At 66.7% G+C, this 17795-nt stretch carries 15 protein-coding genes; 11 read left to right on the top strand and 4 right to left on the bottom strand.

The genetic code is table 11. From position 1 onward, the window contains the following. Positions 1–41 precede the first annotated feature (41 nt). The 4 genes from IPI67_32025 to IPI67_32040 all read left to right on the top strand — a co-directional run bounded on the left by IPI67_32025 (position 42) and on the right by IPI67_32040 (position 4918). Positions 42–1352: a TIM44-like domain-containing protein gene (locus tag IPI67_32025; GenBank protein ID MBK7584804.1), complete on the top strand. Its 1311-nt coding sequence runs from the start codon at positions 42–44 to the stop codon at positions 1350–1352. 44 nt (positions 1353–1396) lie between these two features. Further along, a complete protein-coding gene (locus IPI67_32030; GenBank protein ID MBK7584805.1) occupies positions 1397–2458 on the top strand; it encodes a hypothetical protein in 1062 nt (353 codons plus the stop codon). 84 nt (positions 2459–2542) lie between these two features. After that, positions 2543–4063, top strand: coding sequence for a fucose isomerase (locus IPI67_32035; protein MBK7584806.1), 1521 nt, complete (start codon positions 2543–2545; stop codon positions 4061–4063). Between the two features lie 75 nt (positions 4064–4138). Then, the gene (locus tag IPI67_32040) at positions 4139–4918 is read left to right on the top strand and encodes a response regulator (protein ID MBK7584807.1); all 780 of its coding nucleotides are present in this window, start codon (positions 4139–4141) and stop codon (positions 4916–4918) included. A 3-nt stretch (positions 4919–4921) separates the two neighbouring features. Here IPI67_32040 and IPI67_32045 read toward each other — a convergent pair whose 3' ends face one another. The 3 genes from IPI67_32045 to IPI67_32055 form a co-directional block, all read right to left on the bottom strand. Beyond that, positions 4922–6517, bottom strand: a complete 1596-nt coding sequence (locus IPI67_32045; GenBank protein ID MBK7584808.1) for a HAMP domain-containing histidine kinase — start codon at positions 6515–6517, stop codon at positions 4922–4924. A gap of 76 nt (positions 6518–6593) precedes the next feature. Further along, on the bottom strand, positions 6594–8075 hold the full coding sequence (locus tag IPI67_32050; GenBank protein ID MBK7584809.1) for a hypothetical protein: 1482 nt from the start codon (positions 8073–8075) through the stop codon (positions 6594–6596). Continuing rightward, positions 8072–8716: a hypothetical protein gene (locus IPI67_32055; protein MBK7584810.1), complete on the bottom strand. Its 645-nt coding sequence runs from the start codon at positions 8714–8716 to the stop codon at positions 8072–8074. The genes IPI67_32050 and IPI67_32055 overlap by 4 nt, the downstream gene beginning before the upstream one ends. Before the next feature lie 269 nt (positions 8717–8985). On the opposite strand from IPI67_32055, the gene IPI67_32060 reads away from it, so the two are divergent. The 7 genes from IPI67_32060 (at position 8986) to IPI67_32090 (ending at position 17031) form a co-directional block, all read left to right on the top strand. Then, the gene (locus IPI67_32060) at positions 8986–11049 is read left to right on the top strand and encodes a hypothetical protein (GenBank protein ID MBK7584811.1); all 2064 of its coding nucleotides are present in this window, start codon (positions 8986–8988) and stop codon (positions 11047–11049) included. A gap of 7 nt (positions 11050–11056) precedes the next feature. After that, entirely contained in the window at positions 11057–13048 is a 1992-nt protein-coding gene (locus IPI67_32065) for a hypothetical protein (GenBank protein MBK7584812.1), read from the top strand. A 45-nt stretch (positions 13049–13093) separates the two neighbouring features. Next, complete coding sequence (locus IPI67_32070; protein MBK7584813.1) at positions 13094–13420, top strand: integration host factor subunit beta; 327 nt, start codon at positions 13094–13096, stop codon at positions 13418–13420. A 120-nt stretch (positions 13421–13540) separates the two neighbouring features. After that, positions 13541–14761: a tyrosine--tRNA ligase gene (locus tag IPI67_32075; GenBank protein MBK7584814.1), complete on the top strand. Its 1221-nt coding sequence runs from the start codon at positions 13541–13543 to the stop codon at positions 14759–14761. Then, on the top strand, positions 14758–15786 hold the full coding sequence (locus IPI67_32080) for a hypothetical protein (GenBank protein ID MBK7584815.1): 1029 nt from the start codon (positions 14758–14760) through the stop codon (positions 15784–15786). Before IPI67_32075 ends, IPI67_32080 begins: the two co-directional genes overlap by 4 nt. 128 nt (positions 15787–15914) lie before the next feature. Then, a complete protein-coding gene (locus tag IPI67_32085; protein MBK7584816.1) occupies positions 15915–16430 on the top strand; it encodes a CarD family transcriptional regulator in 516 nt (171 codons plus the stop codon). A 49-nt stretch (positions 16431–16479) separates the two neighbouring features. Continuing rightward, positions 16480–17031: a cob(I)yrinic acid a,c-diamide adenosyltransferase gene (locus tag IPI67_32090; GenBank protein ID MBK7584817.1), complete on the top strand. Its 552-nt coding sequence runs from the start codon at positions 16480–16482 to the stop codon at positions 17029–17031. Positions 17032–17044: 13 nt separating this feature from the next. Here the strand turns inward: IPI67_32090 and IPI67_32095 are convergent, their stop codons facing one another. After that, positions 17045–17794 (bottom strand): hypothetical protein, encoded by a 750-nt coding sequence (locus tag IPI67_32095; GenBank protein MBK7584818.1) that lies wholly within the window; start codon positions 17792–17794, stop codon positions 17045–17047. Position 17795: the final 1 nt, after the last annotated feature.

Consider the following 17795-nt stretch of genomic DNA (forward strand, 5'->3'; position numbering starts at 1 on the left):
GGCACGCCCCGAGGTGACCCGCATCCGCGGCAACAACGAGCGTGAGGCCACCGTCATCGGCTTCGGGCTTTCTCGGCTTCGTCGGCCTGATTGCCACCGGCATGCTCGGGCTCGGCGGTGTGTTGTTCCTGCGCTGGCTGCGCAAACCCAAGGGCTGGACCACGGCCACGCCCCCGAGCTCACAGTCGGTGACCTCCAAGCGGACGCTGCTCGAGGCGCTGAAGGAGACTGACCCCGACTTCTCCATCGTTGCGTTCGAGGACTTCGCATACGCACTGTATGCAGAGGCTCACACCGCCCGCGGCGCCGGCCGACTCGACACACTCGCTCCCTACCTGCGCACGCCCGCGCGGAACGTGTTGGCCGAGCTCGGACAACACCCGCTCAGCACCGTGGTCGTCGGCTCGCTGAGTTACGCCGGCGTGCACATCTCGGCGACCGAAGCCATGGTGGAGCTCGACATCGAAGCGAACTACACCGAGCATCCTGCCGGCGAAGAGCCGATCAGCTACTGGGTCGCCGAGAGCTGGGAGCTGGAGCGCAAGGCAGGCGCCAAGAGCCGCCCGCCCGAGCGGGTCCGCATGTTCGTCTGCCCGAGCTGCGGCGCACCCCTCGATCGCGTGGTCGGCGGCAGCTGCGGATACTGTCAGGCCGTCGTCGACACCGGGGCCTTCGACTGGGTCGTCAGTGATGTGACGGTACTCGAGCGCCAGATCCGCCCCCCGATGCTGACGGGCACGACCGAAGAGACGGGAACGGATCAGGCGACGCGGATCGACGCCGGGCTGTCACCGGCTGTGGCTCAATTGTGCGGGCGAGATCCGGCCTTCCACCAGGACACACTGTTCGCCAGAATCGGGCTGATCTTCGACACCATGCAGGTCGCCTGGTCGTCGCTGGCGTGGGAAAAGGCCCGGCCGTTCTTGAGTGACAACCTCTGGACCGCGCAGACCTACTGGATCGACGCCTACCGGCGTTCGGGTCTGCGCAACATGATGGACGAGCCGCGCATCCATCGACTGGAGTTGGCGCGCGTGACGAGCGACCGCTGGTTCGACGCCATCACCGTGCGCCTGTTCGCCAGCGGGCGCGATTACACCATTCAAGACAAGGACGGCGCCGTGGTAGGCGGCGACAAGCGCAAGACGCGCGAGTTCAGCGAGTACTGGACTCTGATCCGTGCGAGCGGCGCCAAGGGCCCCGCCCGCACTGACCCCGTCTGCCCGAGCTGCGGGGCACCTCTCGACGTCAACGCCGCGGGCCACTGCGGGCACTGCCAGGTCAAGCTGACGTCCGGACAGTTCGACTGGGTGCTCTCCCGCATCGAACAAGACGAAGTCTACGAAGGATGAAAGTGGAGTTGCGCTTCCCCCTCGCCGCTGTCAGGGTTCGCGCCATGCGCGGCTCGAACGCTGTGGTTTTTCCCCTGCTGGCTCTGGGTTTTGGGTTCGTGGCCTGTGCCACTGCCGGAGGCGCGGGCGGCGGCGATGGCGGCGCTGCGGGTTCGGCCGGGCTCGGTGGCTCGACCAGCGGAGGGGGCGGCTCCGGCGGCATCTTGCTCGACGCGCCAAGTGACGGGCCGGGGGGAGGCGCCACGCTCGTGTACGCCCACACCGACACGACGCTATTTCAGATCGACCCCACGGCTGCGGCCCCGGAGCTGAAACAGCTCGGCAACTTCGACTGCGTCAGCGGCAACGGGCAAGACCCGGCGATGACCGACGTGGCGGTGAACAAAGACGCAAAACTGTTTGGCATCAGCCACACTCAGGTTCACGAGCTCTCGGTCGCGAACCAAGTCGTGCAGTGTACCAATTCGATTTCGCTGAACGTGGGCGTCGACGTGAAGTTCTACGCGCTCACCTTCGCGCCCGTTGGCGTCATTTCGCCAACGGAAGAGGTGCTCGTCGCGGGCAACACCGCCGGTGAGCTGTGGGCCATCGACGCCAAGGGAGATCTCTCGCAGCGCGGGGTGTTCGGTGACGTGCCCACCAGCGACGGCAACGGGCACGTCTACCCAGCGGCGAACCAAGGCAAGCCCTGGGAGCTGTCCGGCGACATCGTGTTCGTGGAAAACGGCGGCAACCCCATCGGCTTCGCCACCGTGCGCGACTGCCCCAACCCGCCGGCCACGAGCGGCTGCAGCACCACCGACACCCTGATCGAGATCGACGTCTCGAAGCTGGACAAAGCCTCGATTTTGCCGGTGACCAAGGCCGTCCGCGGCCAGATCGTCAAGCGGGCGGGCTGCTCGGACACCGTCAACACGGCCTACGGCAGCATGTACGGCATCACAACCTGGGGTGACCGCGTCTACGGTTTCTCGCGCAGCGGCAACCTGGTCGAGATCGACACCAACGACGGCAGTGCCTGTCTCCTGTCCAGCTTCCCGGGCGCGGATTTCGGCGGCGCGGGTGTGACTACCAAGGCCGTCGTGATCCCTCCTCCGCCCAAGTGAAATTTCGCAGGCCGCGGACCGCTGGTGCCCTGGGCGTTCAAGGGTACTATGCGCCGGCGCCCGCGCGGCGCACGGAGGCCAAACATGGCAAAGAAGGTCGCAGTCTTCTGGCCCGGTGATGGGCGCCCTCGCCCCAACGAGCTCGCACTCCCCAACGTGGAAGCGGCAACGCGGAAGCTCGAGGCAGCGATCAAGAAGGTAGGGCGCACCCCGTACCGCATCGAAGGTTTTCTCACCAAACCCCACGAGTCGATCGAGAAGCTCGGGCCGGTGACGGATCCGATGATCGGCATGTTCGCGCACTGGGTGTTCGGACCCCACACCACCGACGGTGTCGTCGGCAAAGACAACCCCTTGCTGCTTGCGTCCAACTTCAGCGGTCAGTGGCCGGGGCTGGTTGGTCTGCTCAACACCGGCGCCTGTCTCGAGGCTCTCGACCGGCCGCACTCGCGCATCTGGACCTCCGGCGAAGAGTTCACGGACGACGAGGCGTTCATGCAACACCTGGACGAGTGGTGCACGACGGGGCAGGTCAAGTACTCCGAGGCCGCCCTCTCGAGTCACGCAGCAGTGAGCCCTGACGCGTCGGCCCGCGCTCTGAGAGTGGCGGACGGGATCCGTGCGCGGCGACCGCTGCTGATGATGCTCGGCGACACCAGCATGGGCATGACCAACGGCTACTTCGGGCCTCGACTCTTGTCACGACACGGCTTCTCCGAGCACAAGATCGACCAGGCGTGGATCATCGATCGCGGGCGCGCGGTGAGCGACCGACGCATCGACGACGCGGAGCGTTTTGTGAAAGACAAGGGCGTGCGCTTTCATCACGGGGAGGCGAACGCCGCAGACTTCGACGAACGTGCCACCCGCGAGCAGCTCCGCGACTACCTGGCTGTCCTCGACATGCTCGGTGAATACAAGGCCGACTGTCTCGGCTGGCAGTACCAGCTCGGACTCATCCCACTGCGACCTCCCAGTGATTTCGCCGAGGGTTTGTTCAACTCGACCTGTCGACCCGAGTCGAATGGCGACACCATTGCGTGTGCGACGGAAGCAGACCAGGGCAACGCCGTGCCGATGGAGCTGCTGAAGCGCCTGCTGAAAGACAAGGGGCTGCACCAGGCGGTGATGTTCCACGACGTGCGCTGGGGGGCCGAGCATGCCGGTCGCTTTTTGTGGGTGCTGCTCAACAGCGGCTCGTGCGGCGCGTTCGCGTTCAACCACGACCCGGACACACTGGCCGGCGTGCACAGTTATCGCCAACCGGCGGCCTACTTCCCGACCCCCGGCGGGACCTTTGCCGGAGAGAGCCTGCCGGGAGCGATCACCTGGGCCCGGGCGTATCTCAAACGCGGCGAGCTGTGGATGGATGTCGGCCGCGGCGAGGTCGTGAAGCTCCCGCCAGAAGTGCGCGACGCTTGGTGGAACGGCACCACGCGCGAGTGGCCCTTCATGGCCGCCGACCTGGGGATCTCCCGCGACGACTTGATGGCTCACTACCTTTCGAATCACGTGGCCGTCGCCTACGGCGACGTCTTCGGCGAGATGGTGGCGCTGAGCCAGGAGCTCGGGTTCAAGCTGCGAATCGTGTCATCGAGGCGCTGAACCCGCCTTTCCTTCGAGTCTGGACCGCGAATTTCGGCAGGCGCGTCGAGTTTGGCTAATATGCTGCGTCGTTAGATGCCTTCCGAGTCCGGACCCCGTTCGAAGAACAGCATGCCGGTCTCGGCGCGCAATCCGGACGCGCTCGATGTGCTGGTCGTGGACGATGACCCGCGCTGGCGCGAGTACTCGTCCGATCCCTTTCTCAAGCGGGGTGACCGTGTGCGCGCAGTGGCGGACGGGCTCGAGGCGCTGTCCATGTGTGTCGCCGATCCACCGGACGTGATCCTCACCGACGTCAACATGCCTCGCATGGATGGCTGGCAGCTCTTGCGCATGATTCGGGCGCGACCGAACCTGGGCGGAGTGCCCGTGGTCTTCCTGACCTCGCTCGACGGAGACGAGGAGCGGCTCAAGGGTTACCAGCTGGGCGTGGATGCTTACATCCCGAAGCCGTTTCACCCGGACGAGCTGCTCATGCGAGTGCACCGCGTGGTGCGACGGCGACGTCAGGCCGCCGAGGCCGAGACCGCCGGCACGCTGCGAGGTGACCTCGACAATGTCTCGCCGTCCTCCCTGCTCTCGTTCCTCGCAGTGGAGCGCAAGACCGGGATCTTGCTCTTGGTCGGCGAACGCGTGGCACGCTTGTTCATGCGTGAAGGCCGCGCGCTGCGAGTCGAGATTGAAGGTGCGAATGTCGGGCTCTCGTCCCGAGACGCGCTGATGGACCTGCTGGACTGGCAGACAGGGCAGTTCGAGTTCACGGCGGAACGCGTCGGCGGCGTCGACGAGATCCGTGCCGCAATCTCCGCCCTCGTGCTCGACCACGCGCGGATCCAGGACGAGCGCGACCGCTGAGCTTCACGCGACCACTTCCCGAGGCACGGGACTCCGCTCGCGTCCCCCGCCGTTGCGCACCCGCAGCGTGAGAATGAAGGTGCTGCCCCGTGGTTCGGCGACCTCACACCAGGCGCGTCCACCGTGGGCCTCCGCGATGTGTTTTACCAACGCGAGACCGATGCCGCTGCCGCGGATCTGCTTCGACTGCGTGCCACGACCGCGCTCGAAACGCTCGAAAATGCGCTTGCGGTCCTCGGGCAAGATCCCCGCGCCCGAATCGGTGACCCGGATCTCGATGTGTGCGGGGGTCGGGTGCGCTGCGATCAGGACTCGTTCGCCGTCCGGAGCATACTTGATGGCGTTGTCGATCAAGTTGATGATGGCGATCTCGATGGCGCCCTCGTCGATTTCGGTCGTCGGCAGATCATCAGAGACCTCGAGCACGAGCTCGATTTGCTCGCGCTGCGCCCGGATCCGGCAAGCCTCGACGGCCCGCGACACCACGTCTTTCACGTTGGCCGGCGCAAACTGATAGGCGGCCTTGCCGCGCTCGACCTTGGCAAAGTCCAGCACGTTCTCGATCAGCGATCCGAGGCGTTCGCTCTCCGACACGATGATCTGCAGGTACTGCTGGCGCTTTTCATCGTTCTCCACGCGCCCGCTCTGCAACAGCTCGCCGAACATGCGCACCAAGGACAGTGGGGTCTTCAGCTCGTGGGAGACGTTGGCGACGAAATCACTCTTCAGGTTGGAGAGCTTGCGTTCACGGGCTGCCGCGACGAGCACGACCGTCAGACCGACCAGCACCACCAGCCAGGAGGTGCCGACGAGGGCCATCTCCAGCGAGCGACGCCGTGCCACGGCCGCCGTGAGCTCCGCAGCGCTGACCAGGGTCACGTTCACTTGCCACTTGTAGAGGGTGGTCTCGAAGCGGCGTCCGAGCGTGAAGCTACCGCGGCTCAGGTTCGGCCCGAAGACGATGCGAGAGCTCTCGTCGACCACGTTCAGGCGGGCGTTCTGATCACGCTCCGCATACAGAGTCGGGAACAGATCGTGAACGACGCGGGGCACATCGTGCCAGGCGACCAACAGGTAGTCCCTACCCCGGACCTCGCGCTGCCAGTAGCTGAGCAGGTGACTCTGGCCGGCCACCGTCTTGTGGAGGTGGCGCAGCTGACCGCGCGGTTCCCCGAGCTCGAGGTCGGGCAGCAGCTCCCGAACGAAGAGTCGGCGCTCGGCCTCTGCGTCGAGCGCCGGGACGCGGGACGCGAAGGCCACGACCTCGCGTTGTTTGGAGTCGAGGTCCACGAGGAACACGTTGCTGATGGTCGGGGTCTGGCGCGCGGCGACGGACAGCCAGGTCGCGCCGAAATCGCCGCGGTCGGTCACGTCGACCAGGGACAAGACCGCGTTGTCTTGTTCGATGATGCGTTTGTCCAGACGGTCGGCTTTTTCGTTGGCGAGAGTCAGGGTCGCTTCGACGACGGACTGCTCGCGCAGTTTCTCGAGCTGAAAGCTGTTGCGAAAGGTGACGCCCAGGAGCACGACCACGGCGAACACCAAGGCCGGAACGAAGAAGAACGTGAGCACACGCTCGCGTCGGGTTCGGACGGCCATCTCCGGCAAACATACCCGAACTCGGAGCCGAGGCGCGGCTCAGGGCTTCCGAAGGAGGGGCAGCGGCCCCCGAAACTCAGCGCTTTCCGAGCACGACGTCGGCATCGACGATGATCGGACGGGCCGCGAGAAACTCGGCGAGCTGCTCGCAGATGTAGTCCAAAGCGTGAGCTTCGTGCTCGGTATACGGGCCACCACCCAGGGGGTTCGCCAGCTCGATGGCACCCAGGTAACGCCCCGCAAGCTGCACGGGACCCAGGATGGCCGACTCCGGGACCGTGCCGATCAGGTTCCATCGCCCGCCGCGGTAGGTGTCGTCACTGGCGGCGTTGGCATTCGCGCGGCTGCGGGTGCCGCGCATGACACGCTTGAGGAGCGGGTCTTGGTCCGGAGTGCGGTGCAGCACGACCGCGTCGGGGGACGGTGCGAGCGCGCGCACCACGACGAACTGGCGTGTGTTGATGTCGAACACGTGGATCAACACGATCTCGCTCGGCAGCGTTCGGGTCAGGATCCCGAGCACGAAATCGACCCCACTCATCATGTCCGGGATGAAGTGCAGATCGTGCATGAGCTCGAACAGCTCACCGATCAGCTCTTCCGCTGCGCGGCGTCGGATGGGCAGGGTCGGACCGGTTGGGTCTGGATGGGCCGGCGCCTGGATCTGCACTGCGGCGGGGGGCGATACGGACGGGGTCGTGGGCGGAACCGCGGACGCGGGAGCAATCGCAACCGGCGGTGGCGCAGGCGCGGACGGTGCCGCCGACGCGGGCGCGGACGGTGCCGCCGACGCAGAAGATGTTGCTGAGGGAAGCGCCGCAGATGTAGATGCGGTCGCGGCGGGTGGGGCTGCCAGCGCCGCCGCGGGCGGGGCCGCCGAGTCTGCGGATGCGGGCCAAGGCGCCGCCGAGACCGGCGGCGTGGACGGCGCCGGTGCAAGCGGTGGCGCAGGGGGTGGCGCGGAGGTCGGTGACGAAGGCGCAGGCGGAAACGGTTGCGACACCACGCGCACCGAGTGTGTCTCTGCCGCGGGCGGCGCTGCCTCGCCCATCGGTTGAGTCAGCGGAGCCGCCGGCACCGTGGTGGACGCTGGCGCAGGCGCGGGTTGGGTCGTCGCGAGGGTGCTCGGCGGCGCGACCACCATGCTCACTTGGTGCGCGGGCGCGGGCGCGACTACCGGAGGCATCACGCTCACCGCTGGCGGTGCGTTGGACGCGGTCGGCAAGCTTGGTCCTCCGCCGAACTGCAACACCGGCTCCCCGCGCCAGTCCTTCCACATCATGGTGGCGACCGGAGCGCGCAGCGGCTTCTTCTCGAACACGTGGTCGAAAACCGCGAGCTGGATGTACTTCTTGTGAGTGCGACCCTCGAGTGAGGCCGAGATCTCTCGGAAGCGCAGCCACAAGAGCACCTCGATGCTCGCGCGCTCGGTCTCCGGTGCGATGGCGTACGCAAACTCGCGGTAGACGATCGGGACCTTTTCCGTCGGCTCTTCTTCGCGCTTCCTCAGCAACTGGTAGCTGGGCTCCCGCGCGGCCTCCATGCTGCGCTGGGTCATCTGCCCGCAGCCGGCGCCTGCGCGCTTGGTCGGGCCGGCGTGCTCGATGCGGTCGCCGCCGTCGGCGTCGTCATGGGTTGCGTAATGGAGGACGGAGACCCTGCACCAACCGGCGGGACCTTGTCCTCGGGTTTCGCGCCGGCGCCAGACGCGGGGCGAGGCGGTGGGTGGGGCAGCGGATCGGTACGGGGCGGATGGGATTCCGGCGGGAGCGCCGCCATCGGATCCGTCTTGGGTCCGCTCGCGAGTGGGTCACTGTGCGGCGGAGGGGCCGCCATCGGGTCCGTCGAGGGCACGGGCTCCGGGGCGTTCAGGATGACGGGGGACACGCTCTGCACACTCGGCACCTTGGCGGGCGACGGGAACGACCCCGGCGGAGGCGCGCTCTCCGAAGCAGCCGGGGCCTGCGACAAGGGCGCGTCTGCGGGCGCCTTGTTCACGACGTACCGGATCTTCTGGTTCGGATCGACGGCACGGTAGCCCTGCTCCAGGAGCTCGATGGAAAACTTCGACAGCGGGCCCGTGTCGCCACGCCGCTTGCGGGCCTCTTGCAGGGCGGCTTGCCACTGCTTGGCCTCGAGGCAGTATTTGTCGATGGGCGTGTCTTCGCCGAGGCGAGACACCTCGATGAACCAGCGCATCTTAGTCTGCGAGGCGGGGGTTGGTCGAAAGGCGTTCCAAAGCGAGAATCGCTCGGTGCAAGGACAGACAGTAGAGCGCCTCCGCCTCGTCTGGGCAAGCTTCGAATTGAGGCGAAGAACCGCCTTGTCCAGCCGTTTCCCTCCCGCCACAGCCTCAAATGGTAGAAGCGCCCCCGGTGGAACCGGGTCGAGACAGCGGGACCGCCGGTCCGTCGCGCCGGCTCGCTCGCGGCTGGGAGCACACTCTGTATGTGCTTTACGCCGGCGCAATGACGCTGTGGGTGGGGTGCCTCTTCTTCGCCTCGATGCGTCAGCAGATCTTCTACACGTCCGATGCGCCCCTGGCCTCCGCGAGTGATTGGAGCGCCCCGCTCGACGACGTCTTCATCCATTTCGACTTCGCCCGCGCCAGTGCCCGCGGACATCCGTTCCAGTGGTCCGAGGGCAACGGATACTCGAGTGGGGGAACGAGCCTTTTGTACCCGCTGGTGTTGTCGGTCGGGTACCTGATGGGATTTCGCAGCCTGTCGTTGATGGTGTGGGCGGGCATCATCGCGTGTGTCTCGACCTTCGCGCTCTTGCTCGCGGCGCGCCGCCTCTTCCGGGGGCTTCCCGCGTACACCAGCTACCTGGCACCACCAGCGCTGCTCGGAATTGGCGTGGTCAGCTGGAGTTTGTTCAGCGGCATGGAGGTCGCGTTCTTCTTGGCGGTGTGGGCTGGTGCACTGATCGCGTGGGACGACTTGGTGCACGGTGTCCCGAACACAATTGCGCTGGCCAGACCTTGGGCGTCGGCGGGAATTCTCGGCGGTTGGGGAGCGGTCTTGGTTGCGACACGCCCTGAGGCCGGCGTCGTGGTCGCAGTGTTGGCAATCGGCGCGGCCCTCGCTCGATACCGCACGCTCGGCGCTCGGCGTGCGCTTGGCGTTCTGGTCGCGGTGGCGCTGCCGGGCCTCGCGGTGGTCGTAGCGCAGAGCATCGCGAATCGAGTGCTGACCGGTGACAGCACGGCAGCCGGAGCCTTGGTCAAGCTCGAGCTTCACCACCCGCACATGACCGCGACCGAGGTGTGGAATGCCTGGAAGTTCCACAGCGAATACCAGGTCCGGCGCGTCGCCGAGTACCACCTGAGCGCAACCTGGGGCGTCGGGTACGTACCGTTCGCGCTGGCGGCTTTTGCGTTGATCCCGCGCGAAACCCGGCGCTACGCCGCGCTGCTCTGGTTCTCGGCCATCACCTGGGTGCTGGTCGTTGCGTTGAATGGGCAGGTGCGCTGGCAGAACGAGCGCTACACGATGCCGGCCCTGTGCTGGGTGCTGTTGGCCGCGAGCCTGGGAGTGGGCGCAGCAGTCAGCAAGAGCTTCGCGCTCGGGACTCGGGGCAGAGTGCTGAGAGTGGCGACCAGCCTCGTCGCGCTGGTCAGCGTCGGCTTGTTCGCGTGGCGACAGGAACCCAAGTTTCGCGATCAACTCTGGTTCTTCGGGCGCGCGTCGCGCAACATCCGTGATCAACACGTTCGTGCCGGGCGTTTGCTCCGCGGCATGTTACCGGTTCCTCCAGAGCGTGTGCTCGTGGGTGATGCCGGTGCGATCCCCTACGCCTCGGACTTGCCAGCGCTCGACATCATCGGGCTCGGCGGCTTCAAGGGCCTGCCGTTCGCCAGAGCGACTCGCCAGGGCGTCGGGGCCGCGGTCGAGCTGATCGAACGCATGCCGCCCGCGCAGCGTCCCGATCTGTTGGCGATCTATCCGTCGTGGTGGGGGGTGTTACCCCTCTGGTTCGGTCAAGAGATCGCGGAGGTTCCGGTGGCGGGAAACGTGATCTGTGGCGGCGCCGCCAAGGTGCTGTATCGCCCCGACTGGGCGTCCCTCGAAGGCAGCGACAAACCGTTCTCGGCGCCGTCCTCCGCCACCATCGTCGATGAGCTCGACTTCGCGGATCTGGTGAGCGAGCAGCGCCACGGCTACCGGACGAGCGTCGGTGTGCCGTACATCGAGCTCAAGCTGCTCGCCCACCCGAAGGAGCTGCACCGTGATCTCTTCGACGCGGGGCGAGTGCTCCCCGAGGGGGCCTCGGCAGAGTTCACTCTGGCAGCCCCGAAGCGCGAGCGACCCGCGCAGCTGATCCTGCGGCTTGCCCCGGCAAAGAGCGCAATACTCGCGCTGTCCGTCGGTGAACGGCGCATCGGTGAGCTAGAGCTCGAGCACGTCGATGGCTGGGTCGAGCTCAGCCTCGATTTGCCCCAAGATCTGACGGCTCTGGCGCCTTTCCGCCTCGAAGCCGTGAAGGGCGAGCACACACTGCACCACCTCTGGTTGGTGCAGGCTCGATGAGCCCACCATGACGCTCGGGCTGCCGCGAGAGGCTGTCACGTGGGCAATACTGGTGCTCGGCCTCGGGGCACTCGCGGCCGCCGCCCTCCGCTCCGAGCCCATCGCCCGCTTCACTCGCTCGCGCCCGCGCCTCACGCTCCTGCTCTTGTCGATCGCGGCAGCGCTGCTGTCCGTCGGCTACCTGCATCACTACCTGCGTGGTGGCCCCCGGATCGTCGACGCCACCAGTTACTATCTCGAGGCGCGCGCGCTGGCCCAAGGCTACTTCGCGTTCCCGATTCCCGATCCGTCGGGCTCGTTCCGCGGGCGTTTTCTCCTGACTCCCCCTGAGGCCAGCACACTCGTCGTGCTGTTCCCGCCGGGATATCCGGCGCTGCTCGCGCTGGGGTTTCTACTGGGGAGTCCGCTCGCCGTCGGGCCCGTGCTCGCGGCCGTGCTCACCTTCATCACCTTCGCGCTTGCGCGGGAGCTCTTCCACCGCGACGACGTTGCGCTGCTCGCCGCGACCCTCTCGGTGCTTTGCGCCGCCCTCCGCTACCACACCGCCGACACCATGAGCCACGCCTGGGCCGCGATCTTGCTCGCGGTCAGTCTGCTCGGTGCGCTGCGCGGAGGGCGCGCGACCCTCTGGGCAGGGCTCGCGCTCGGATGGCTCGTCGCCACCCGCCCGGTCACCGGGCTGGTTTGCGCAGTCTTCGTCGCGCTGCTGTGCGCCCGGCGCCGGCGCTCCGATCTGGTGCTGGTCGCCCTCGGTGCGGTGCCCGGGCTCGTTCTCTTCGGGCTGCATCAGCACGCTGCCACAGGCTCGTTCTGGGGCTCGTCGCAGCTGCGTTATTACGCCCTCGCGGACGGCCCCCCCGGCTGTTTTCGCTACGGTTTCGGGGCGGGCGTCGGCTGCATGTTCGAGCACGGCAGCTTCGTCCGCGAACACCTACCGAGCGGTTTCGGGTTTGCTGCCGCACTCGGTACCACCGGTCGCCGTCTCTGGCACCACCTCGGCGATCTGCTCAACGCATGGCCGCTGTTTGCGCTCGTCTTGTATGCGGCGATTGCCGGGCGACGCCAGCACGCGGTGCGCCTGATCACTCTGGTCACGCTGGCGTTGATCGCCGCCTACGCTCCCTTCTACTTCGACGGCAACTATCCCGGAGGCGGCGCGCGTTTCTACGCCGAGGCCTTACCGCTCGAGCACGGGCTGGTCGCCTGGGGTCTCCTTCAGCTGCGCGTCGCGCGTTTTGCGCCAGGTGCACTCGCCGTCGCCTTTGCGGTGCACGGCAGCCGCGCCCACGAGGCGCTCCGAGATCGCGAGGGCGGCCGCCCGATGTACGAGCCGCAGGTGCTCGCGGCCCAGGGCGTTCGACATGGCCTCGTGTTCGTCAGCACCGACCACGGCTTCAACCTCGCACATTTGCCGGGCGCGCACGACGCCAGCCGCAACCTGATCGTGGCCCGCTTTCACGACGACGCCCACGACTTCCAGTTGTGGCAGGCGCTCGGCCGCCCCCCCGCGTACCGCTACGTCTTTGATTCGACCGCGCTCGCCAGCACTCCTCGACTCCAACCCCTGGTTCCTCATCTCGACACCGAGTTCGCCGCGAGCGCCGAGTGGCCCCCTCTCGCCGTCCGGTCCGGCTGGTCGCACCCGGACTACCCGGGGGCCGCCTGCGCCGCGGGCCGACCGGGGCTCCGCCTCCGCCAGGCTCAGATCGAGGTCGAGCTCCTGGCCGAGATCGATGGACCCGGGCGGGTGATAGCCCGCTGGACAGCCGTGAATGATCAAAACACGAACCTGACGGTGTCGGCGGGCGGCACGAGCTGGAGCAGCCGATGGACGGGCCAGGCAGGCCAATGTTTCGAGACTCCGGGACCCGCAATCCCGCTGTCTAAGGGGCCATTCCGCGTCGGGCTCAGCAGCTCGACGGAGGGTCTGGTCCTGCTCGGACTGGCCATCCGGCCCGCGCGTCCTGCCGAACCGGCAGGAAAAGGCGTTGACAATTGAGGCGTTAGGGAAAACCATCGGGGTTCTGGAGGAGGCTCGAGGGGCATGACCAAGAGCGAGCTCATCGAAGCTATCGCAGCCCGCGGGGAGCTCACGAAGGCCCGCGCCGAGATGGTCGTCAATTGCGTCTTCGACGCGATGACGGAAGCCCTGCAGAAGGGCGAAGGCATTGAAATCCGTGGCTTCGGCAGCTTCACGGTGCGGCCGTACAAGCCTTACGACGGACGCAACCCACGCACCGGCCAGCCCGTGCCGGTTCCGGCGAAGCGCCTGCCCTTCTTCAAGGTCGGCAAAGAGCTGAAAGAGCTGGTGAACGCCAGCCGTCACACGGCGATCAGCGGCGGCGACGACAGCGACGACGACGACGACTGACCGTTACGGCAGGTCCACTCGCGACAGTCCCGTGGCGCCAGACGCTTGTCGGGGTAGCTTTCCGGACGCGGACGCGGCAAGGAGAGGCGACAAAACACTCTCCTTCCTTGGGTTTGTCGTATGCCGAGCGCCGAAGAACAATTCACCGAGCTGACCCGTGGTGCGGTCGACGTAGTGCAACGGGACGAGCTGCTCGATCGCCTGCGCGAAGGACGCCCGCTCGAGATCAAGGCGGGCTTCGATCCGACGCGACCCGACCTGCACCTCGGCCACACGGTGCTGCTGCAGAAGATGCGTCAGTTCCAGGACTTCGGGCACAACGTCACCTTCTTGATCGGGGACTTCACCGCGATGGTCGGCGACCCCACGGGCCAGAACGACATGCGTCCGCGGCAGACCCGAGAGCAGGTGTTGTCAGCCGCGAAAACCTATCAAGAACAGGCCTTTAAGGTGCTGGACCCGGAGCGAACGCGGGTCCGTTACAACAGCGAATGGCTCGGGGCGTTGACCCTCGACAAGATGGTCGAGCTCGCCGCCAAGCGCACTGTTGCACGCACCCTCGAGCGACGAGATTTCCGCGAACGCCTCGAACAACACCGCGACATCTACCTGCACGAGCTCTTGTACCCACTCTTTCAGGGGTACGACTCCGTGGTGATGGAGAGCGACGTCGAGCTCGGCGGCACCGACCAGCTCTTCAACCTGTTGGTAGGCCGAGATCTGATGCAGCGCTTCGGGCAAAAGCCGCAAATCGTGATCACGACGCCGATCCTGGAGGGCATCGACGCGCACATGGTCGACGGGCAGGTCGTCGGCAAGAAGATGAGCAAGTCCGCGGACAACTACGTCGGCCTGACGGAACCGCCGGTCGACATGTTTCGCAAGTGCATGCAGATCGACGACCAGGTCATCTGGCGTTTCTTCGAGCTGCTCTCACCCCGCTCCACCTCCGAGATCGCGGAGCTGCGCGCCAAGGGGGACCCCATCGGCAGCAAGGCCGAATTCGCTCGTGAGGTCGTGACTCGCTTCCACCACGCGGACGCGGCGGCGGCGGCCGAGGCCACGTTCCGAGCAACGTACCTGGGGGACGGCGTTCCGGCAGACGTGCCCGAAGCGGACGTCGCGCCCGATGGCGACAAGCTGCTCCTGGCCAAGGCGCTGGCCACGGTCAAACTCGTCGCGTCGAACGGCGAGGGGCGGCGCATGATTCAGGGCGGCGGGGTGGAGGTCGACGGCACGGTGGTCAAGGACGGGCTGTTCGAGCTCCGTCCGGGCCAGACCTATTTGGTCCGGGTCGGCTCGAAAAACCGACGTTTCTGCCGGATCCGGGTCGGTTCGTGAGACGCGCGCGAGCGGCGAGCCTGATCCTCGGGCTGTCGCTCGCAGCCGCGTGCGCGCCCGCGTCGCCACCGGCGGCCAAGGCTCCCGAGAGCCAACCGACACCACCGCTTCACGACGGCCCGCTCTCCGACTACGTGCCGTCCGCAGGCCTGCGCTGGATGGTCCTGGGGCGACCGAAGGAGATCGGGTCGGACGCTTCCCTGGCCAAGGCCATCGAGCTGCTGCTGCCGAAAGAGCGCCTCGAAGCTCACTCAAAAGACAGCGGCGTCGATCTGAGACAGCTCTCCGACGGTCTCATCGCTGGCTTCGATCACGCCACTTTGTATGTCGCCGACGCTCGAAATTCGTCGACGACGGCGGAGGAGAGGTTTTCGGAGCGCCTGCTCGCAGGCACCCGCATCCACCGACCCCACCCACGCATCCATCGGCTGAGCGGTGTGGTCGGACAAACACCCGAGACTCTGGTGCGCATCGACGAACGACTGGTCGCGGTCTCCGTCGGCTCCGCCTTGCCCGCTCGAATCGTCGAGCTGTACGCCCGGAAGAAGCTCACGAAGTCACCCTCGGCTCTGCGGGGCTCGGCGCTCTCGTCGCTGCCAGTGGCCGAGCTCGAGCGCGCACCCATGAGGTTCTACGCACCTGGACCCTTCACCGGCGAATGGACCCAAGGGGCACGTGGGTTGCTCGCCGCAGCGACCGCCGTGGGCATCGCAGTGAAGCCAGCGGCGGATGGGCACCTGTCCGCCGTGATCGTGATCGCTGGGAGCTTCGGCGAAGCGGAGTCCGATCCCGCGGCGCAGGCCGCCCTCGCGTGGACCGATCTGACGGGAAGTGGACTTGGAAAACTGCTCGGCTTCGACCAGGCCGAGCCCCCGCAGATCGTCGCAACGCCGGACGCCCTGCGCGTCAGCTTCGAGGTCGCCGCCTTGCCCATGGCCCAGGGACTGCGCGCCGCGGTGATGTCGGAGGTTTGGGAAATTCTCGACTTGAAACCGCCGCCCCGAAACGAGCCGGACCTGCCGTGATTTCGTCAAAACGCGCCGCTCGAACCGCGGGCCGGGCTCCCATCGGGATTGACCCGGACACGCCGATCGTAGTAAGCGCCACCGACTTGTCGTTCCGGGGGACCCCGACGAGGCAATCAGGAGACGATATGCAGTCGCAGGTGAATAGTACGACGGCGCCCACCTTCAAGGTTGGAGACAGGGCCGTACACCCCTCACACGGGGTCGGGGAAGTTGTGCAGCTCGAAGAGAAGGACTTCGGGGGGCATCGCACGAGCTGTTACGTCCTGAAGATCGTCGATTCGGATCTCAAGGTGATGGTTCCAATGGAAGCGGCTAGCCGCGTTGGACTGCGCCCGGTGATGAAGAAGAAGGAAGCCGAGAAGATCCTCGACATCCTGCGCGCACCCGAGGTGGCGGTGGACGTTCAGCCGTGGAACCGCAGATTCCGCGCCTACACCGAGATGCTCAAGAGTGGACTGCCGGCGGAGATCGCCAAGGTTCTGCGCGACATGTACCGCCTGAAGTTCGACAAGGACTTGTCGTTCGGTGAGCGCCGCCTCCTCGACCAAGCCCGCTCGCTCTTGATCCAAGAGCTGGCGCTGGCAAAGAAGGTCACGGCCGCGAGCATCGAGGGCGAGATCCAAGAGATCTTCTCGGCCTGAGCTAGCAAGAACGATTGATCGCCGCGAGCGGCGGCTTCACGCTTCGGCGATGAAGATCTACACGAAGACCGGAGACAGCGGCGAGACCGGGCTGTTCGGCGGCGCGCGTGTCGACAAGGACGACACGCGCGTCGACGCGTACGGCACGGTCGACGAGACGAACGCGGCCATCGGCTGCGCGCGCGCCACGGGACTGCCGGCGGAGCTCGACGCTTTGCTCGGGGCGATCCAGGACGATCTGTTCACGCTCGGCGCCGAGCTTGCGTGTGTACCCGGCCACGAAGAGCGAATGAAGCTCGCTTTGTGTTCCGCTGCGGCCATCGAGCGGCTGGAGGCGGCCATCGACAGCTCGGAGTCGGCTCTCCCTGCCCTGACCGCCTTCATCCTGCCCGGAGGCACCGCCGGCGCCGCGGCGCTGCACGCGGCACGCACCACCTGTCGCCGCGCGGAGCGGCGTGTGGTGACGCTCCGGCGCGCGAGCAAGGTCCGCGACGAGGTCGTCATCTACCTCAATCGCCTGAGCGACCTCTTGTTCGTGCTGGCCCGACGCACCAACCACGAGGCGGGAGTCGCAGACGTGCCTTGGAACAAACCGACGTGAACGCACCCGCGTCTCACAGGTGAGGCAGAACCGGCAGAGCCAACAGAACTCCGAGCGCGCCGGCGCCGAGCAGCCCGAGAACGAAACGGAACACCCCGACGGACGTTGGGAGCTGTCCATCGGGACCCGGGCGGACGGGCACCGGCAGCTCCCAGGTGCCGACGTTCCGCGACGGCTTGGCCGGGTCGAACAGGAACATGCCGCCCTCGTAGGGCCTGCCACGCAGCGTGCGCTCGGCGAAGGGACCATCGGGGAGGCCGATGCGCACACGAGTCTTGCAGAACGAGCCCCCGTACTCGTCGCCCTGATCACCCCAGCCGGCCAGTGATCTGCCGACATTCGTCGAGTAGCTCCACGACGACGAGTCGTCTGCTTCGAGCACCGCGGCGGGCGCCGCCACACCGTTCATCAGCAGGTAGAGGGCCCGCAGGTTGCGCAGCAGCATGAACCCCGGAACGAGGTAGGGGAAGATCCACGCCAGCGGTTGGTGTGTGGCGAGCGCGTACCCTGCGGGAAGCACCACCAGCCAGACACCGAAGATCACCATGTTGAAGGTGAACAGGTGGAACAAGGTTGAGAACGCCAGCGCTAAGGAGATCTTCCGCGGCGCCGGAGCGAGCGTGTGCACCCTGGCTGGTTGCTCGATGGGCTCGGGCGGCGGCGGCTGCTTCAGCTGCTCGTTCTCGCGCTGAAGCGCAGCGTTCTCCAGCTCGAGCACTTCGAGCCGCTGTCGCAGCGCTTCGCGGTCGTCCCGGTAGTCCATC

Source organism: Myxococcales bacterium, from assembly GCA_016706225.1.
Lineage (GTDB): Bacteria > Myxococcota_A > Polyangia > Polyangiales > Polyangiaceae > JADJKB01.

Bases quoted from the DNA above. Each gene is read 5' to 3' on its own strand.
- IPI67_32090 (MBK7584817.1), top strand. From the start codon at position 16,480: ATGAAGATCTACACGAAGACCGGAGACAGCGGCGAGACCGGGCTGTTC.
- IPI67_32060 (MBK7584811.1), top strand. From the start codon at position 8,986: ATGACGCTGTGGGTGGGGTGCCTCTTCTTCGCCTCGATGCGTCAGCAG.
- IPI67_32085 (MBK7584816.1), top strand. From the start codon at position 15,915: ATGCAGTCGCAGGTGAATAGTACGACGGCGCCCACCTTCAAGGTTGGA.
- IPI67_32070 (MBK7584813.1), top strand. From the start codon at position 13,094: ATGACCAAGAGCGAGCTCATCGAAGCTATCGCAGCCCGCGGGGAGCTC.
- IPI67_32030 (MBK7584805.1), top strand. From the start codon at position 1,397: ATGCGCGGCTCGAACGCTGTGGTTTTTCCCCTGCTGGCTCTGGGTTTT.
- IPI67_32045 (MBK7584808.1), bottom strand. From the start codon at position 6,517: ATGGCCGTCCGAACCCGACGCGAGCGTGTGCTCACGTTCTTCTTCGTT.
- IPI67_32075 (MBK7584814.1), top strand. From the start codon at position 13,541: ATGCCGAGCGCCGAAGAACAATTCACCGAGCTGACCCGTGGTGCGGTC.
- IPI67_32035 (MBK7584806.1), top strand. From the start codon at position 2,543: ATGGCAAAGAAGGTCGCAGTCTTCTGGCCCGGTGATGGGCGCCCTCGC.
- IPI67_32040 (MBK7584807.1), top strand. From the start codon at position 4,139: ATGCCTTCCGAGTCCGGACCCCGTTCGAAGAACAGCATGCCGGTCTCG.
- IPI67_32095 (MBK7584818.1), bottom strand. From the start codon at position 17,794: ATGGACTACCGGGACGACCGCGAAGCGCTGCGACAGCGGCTCGAAGTG.
- IPI67_32055 (MBK7584810.1), bottom strand. From the start codon at position 8,716: ATGCGCTGGTTCATCGAGGTGTCTCGCCTCGGCGAAGACACGCCCATC.
- IPI67_32065 (MBK7584812.1), top strand. From the start codon at position 11,057: ATGACGCTCGGGCTGCCGCGAGAGGCTGTCACGTGGGCAATACTGGTG.
- IPI67_32050 (MBK7584809.1), bottom strand. From the start codon at position 8,075: ATGACCCAGCGCAGCATGGAGGCCGCGCGGGAGCCCAGCTACCAGTTG.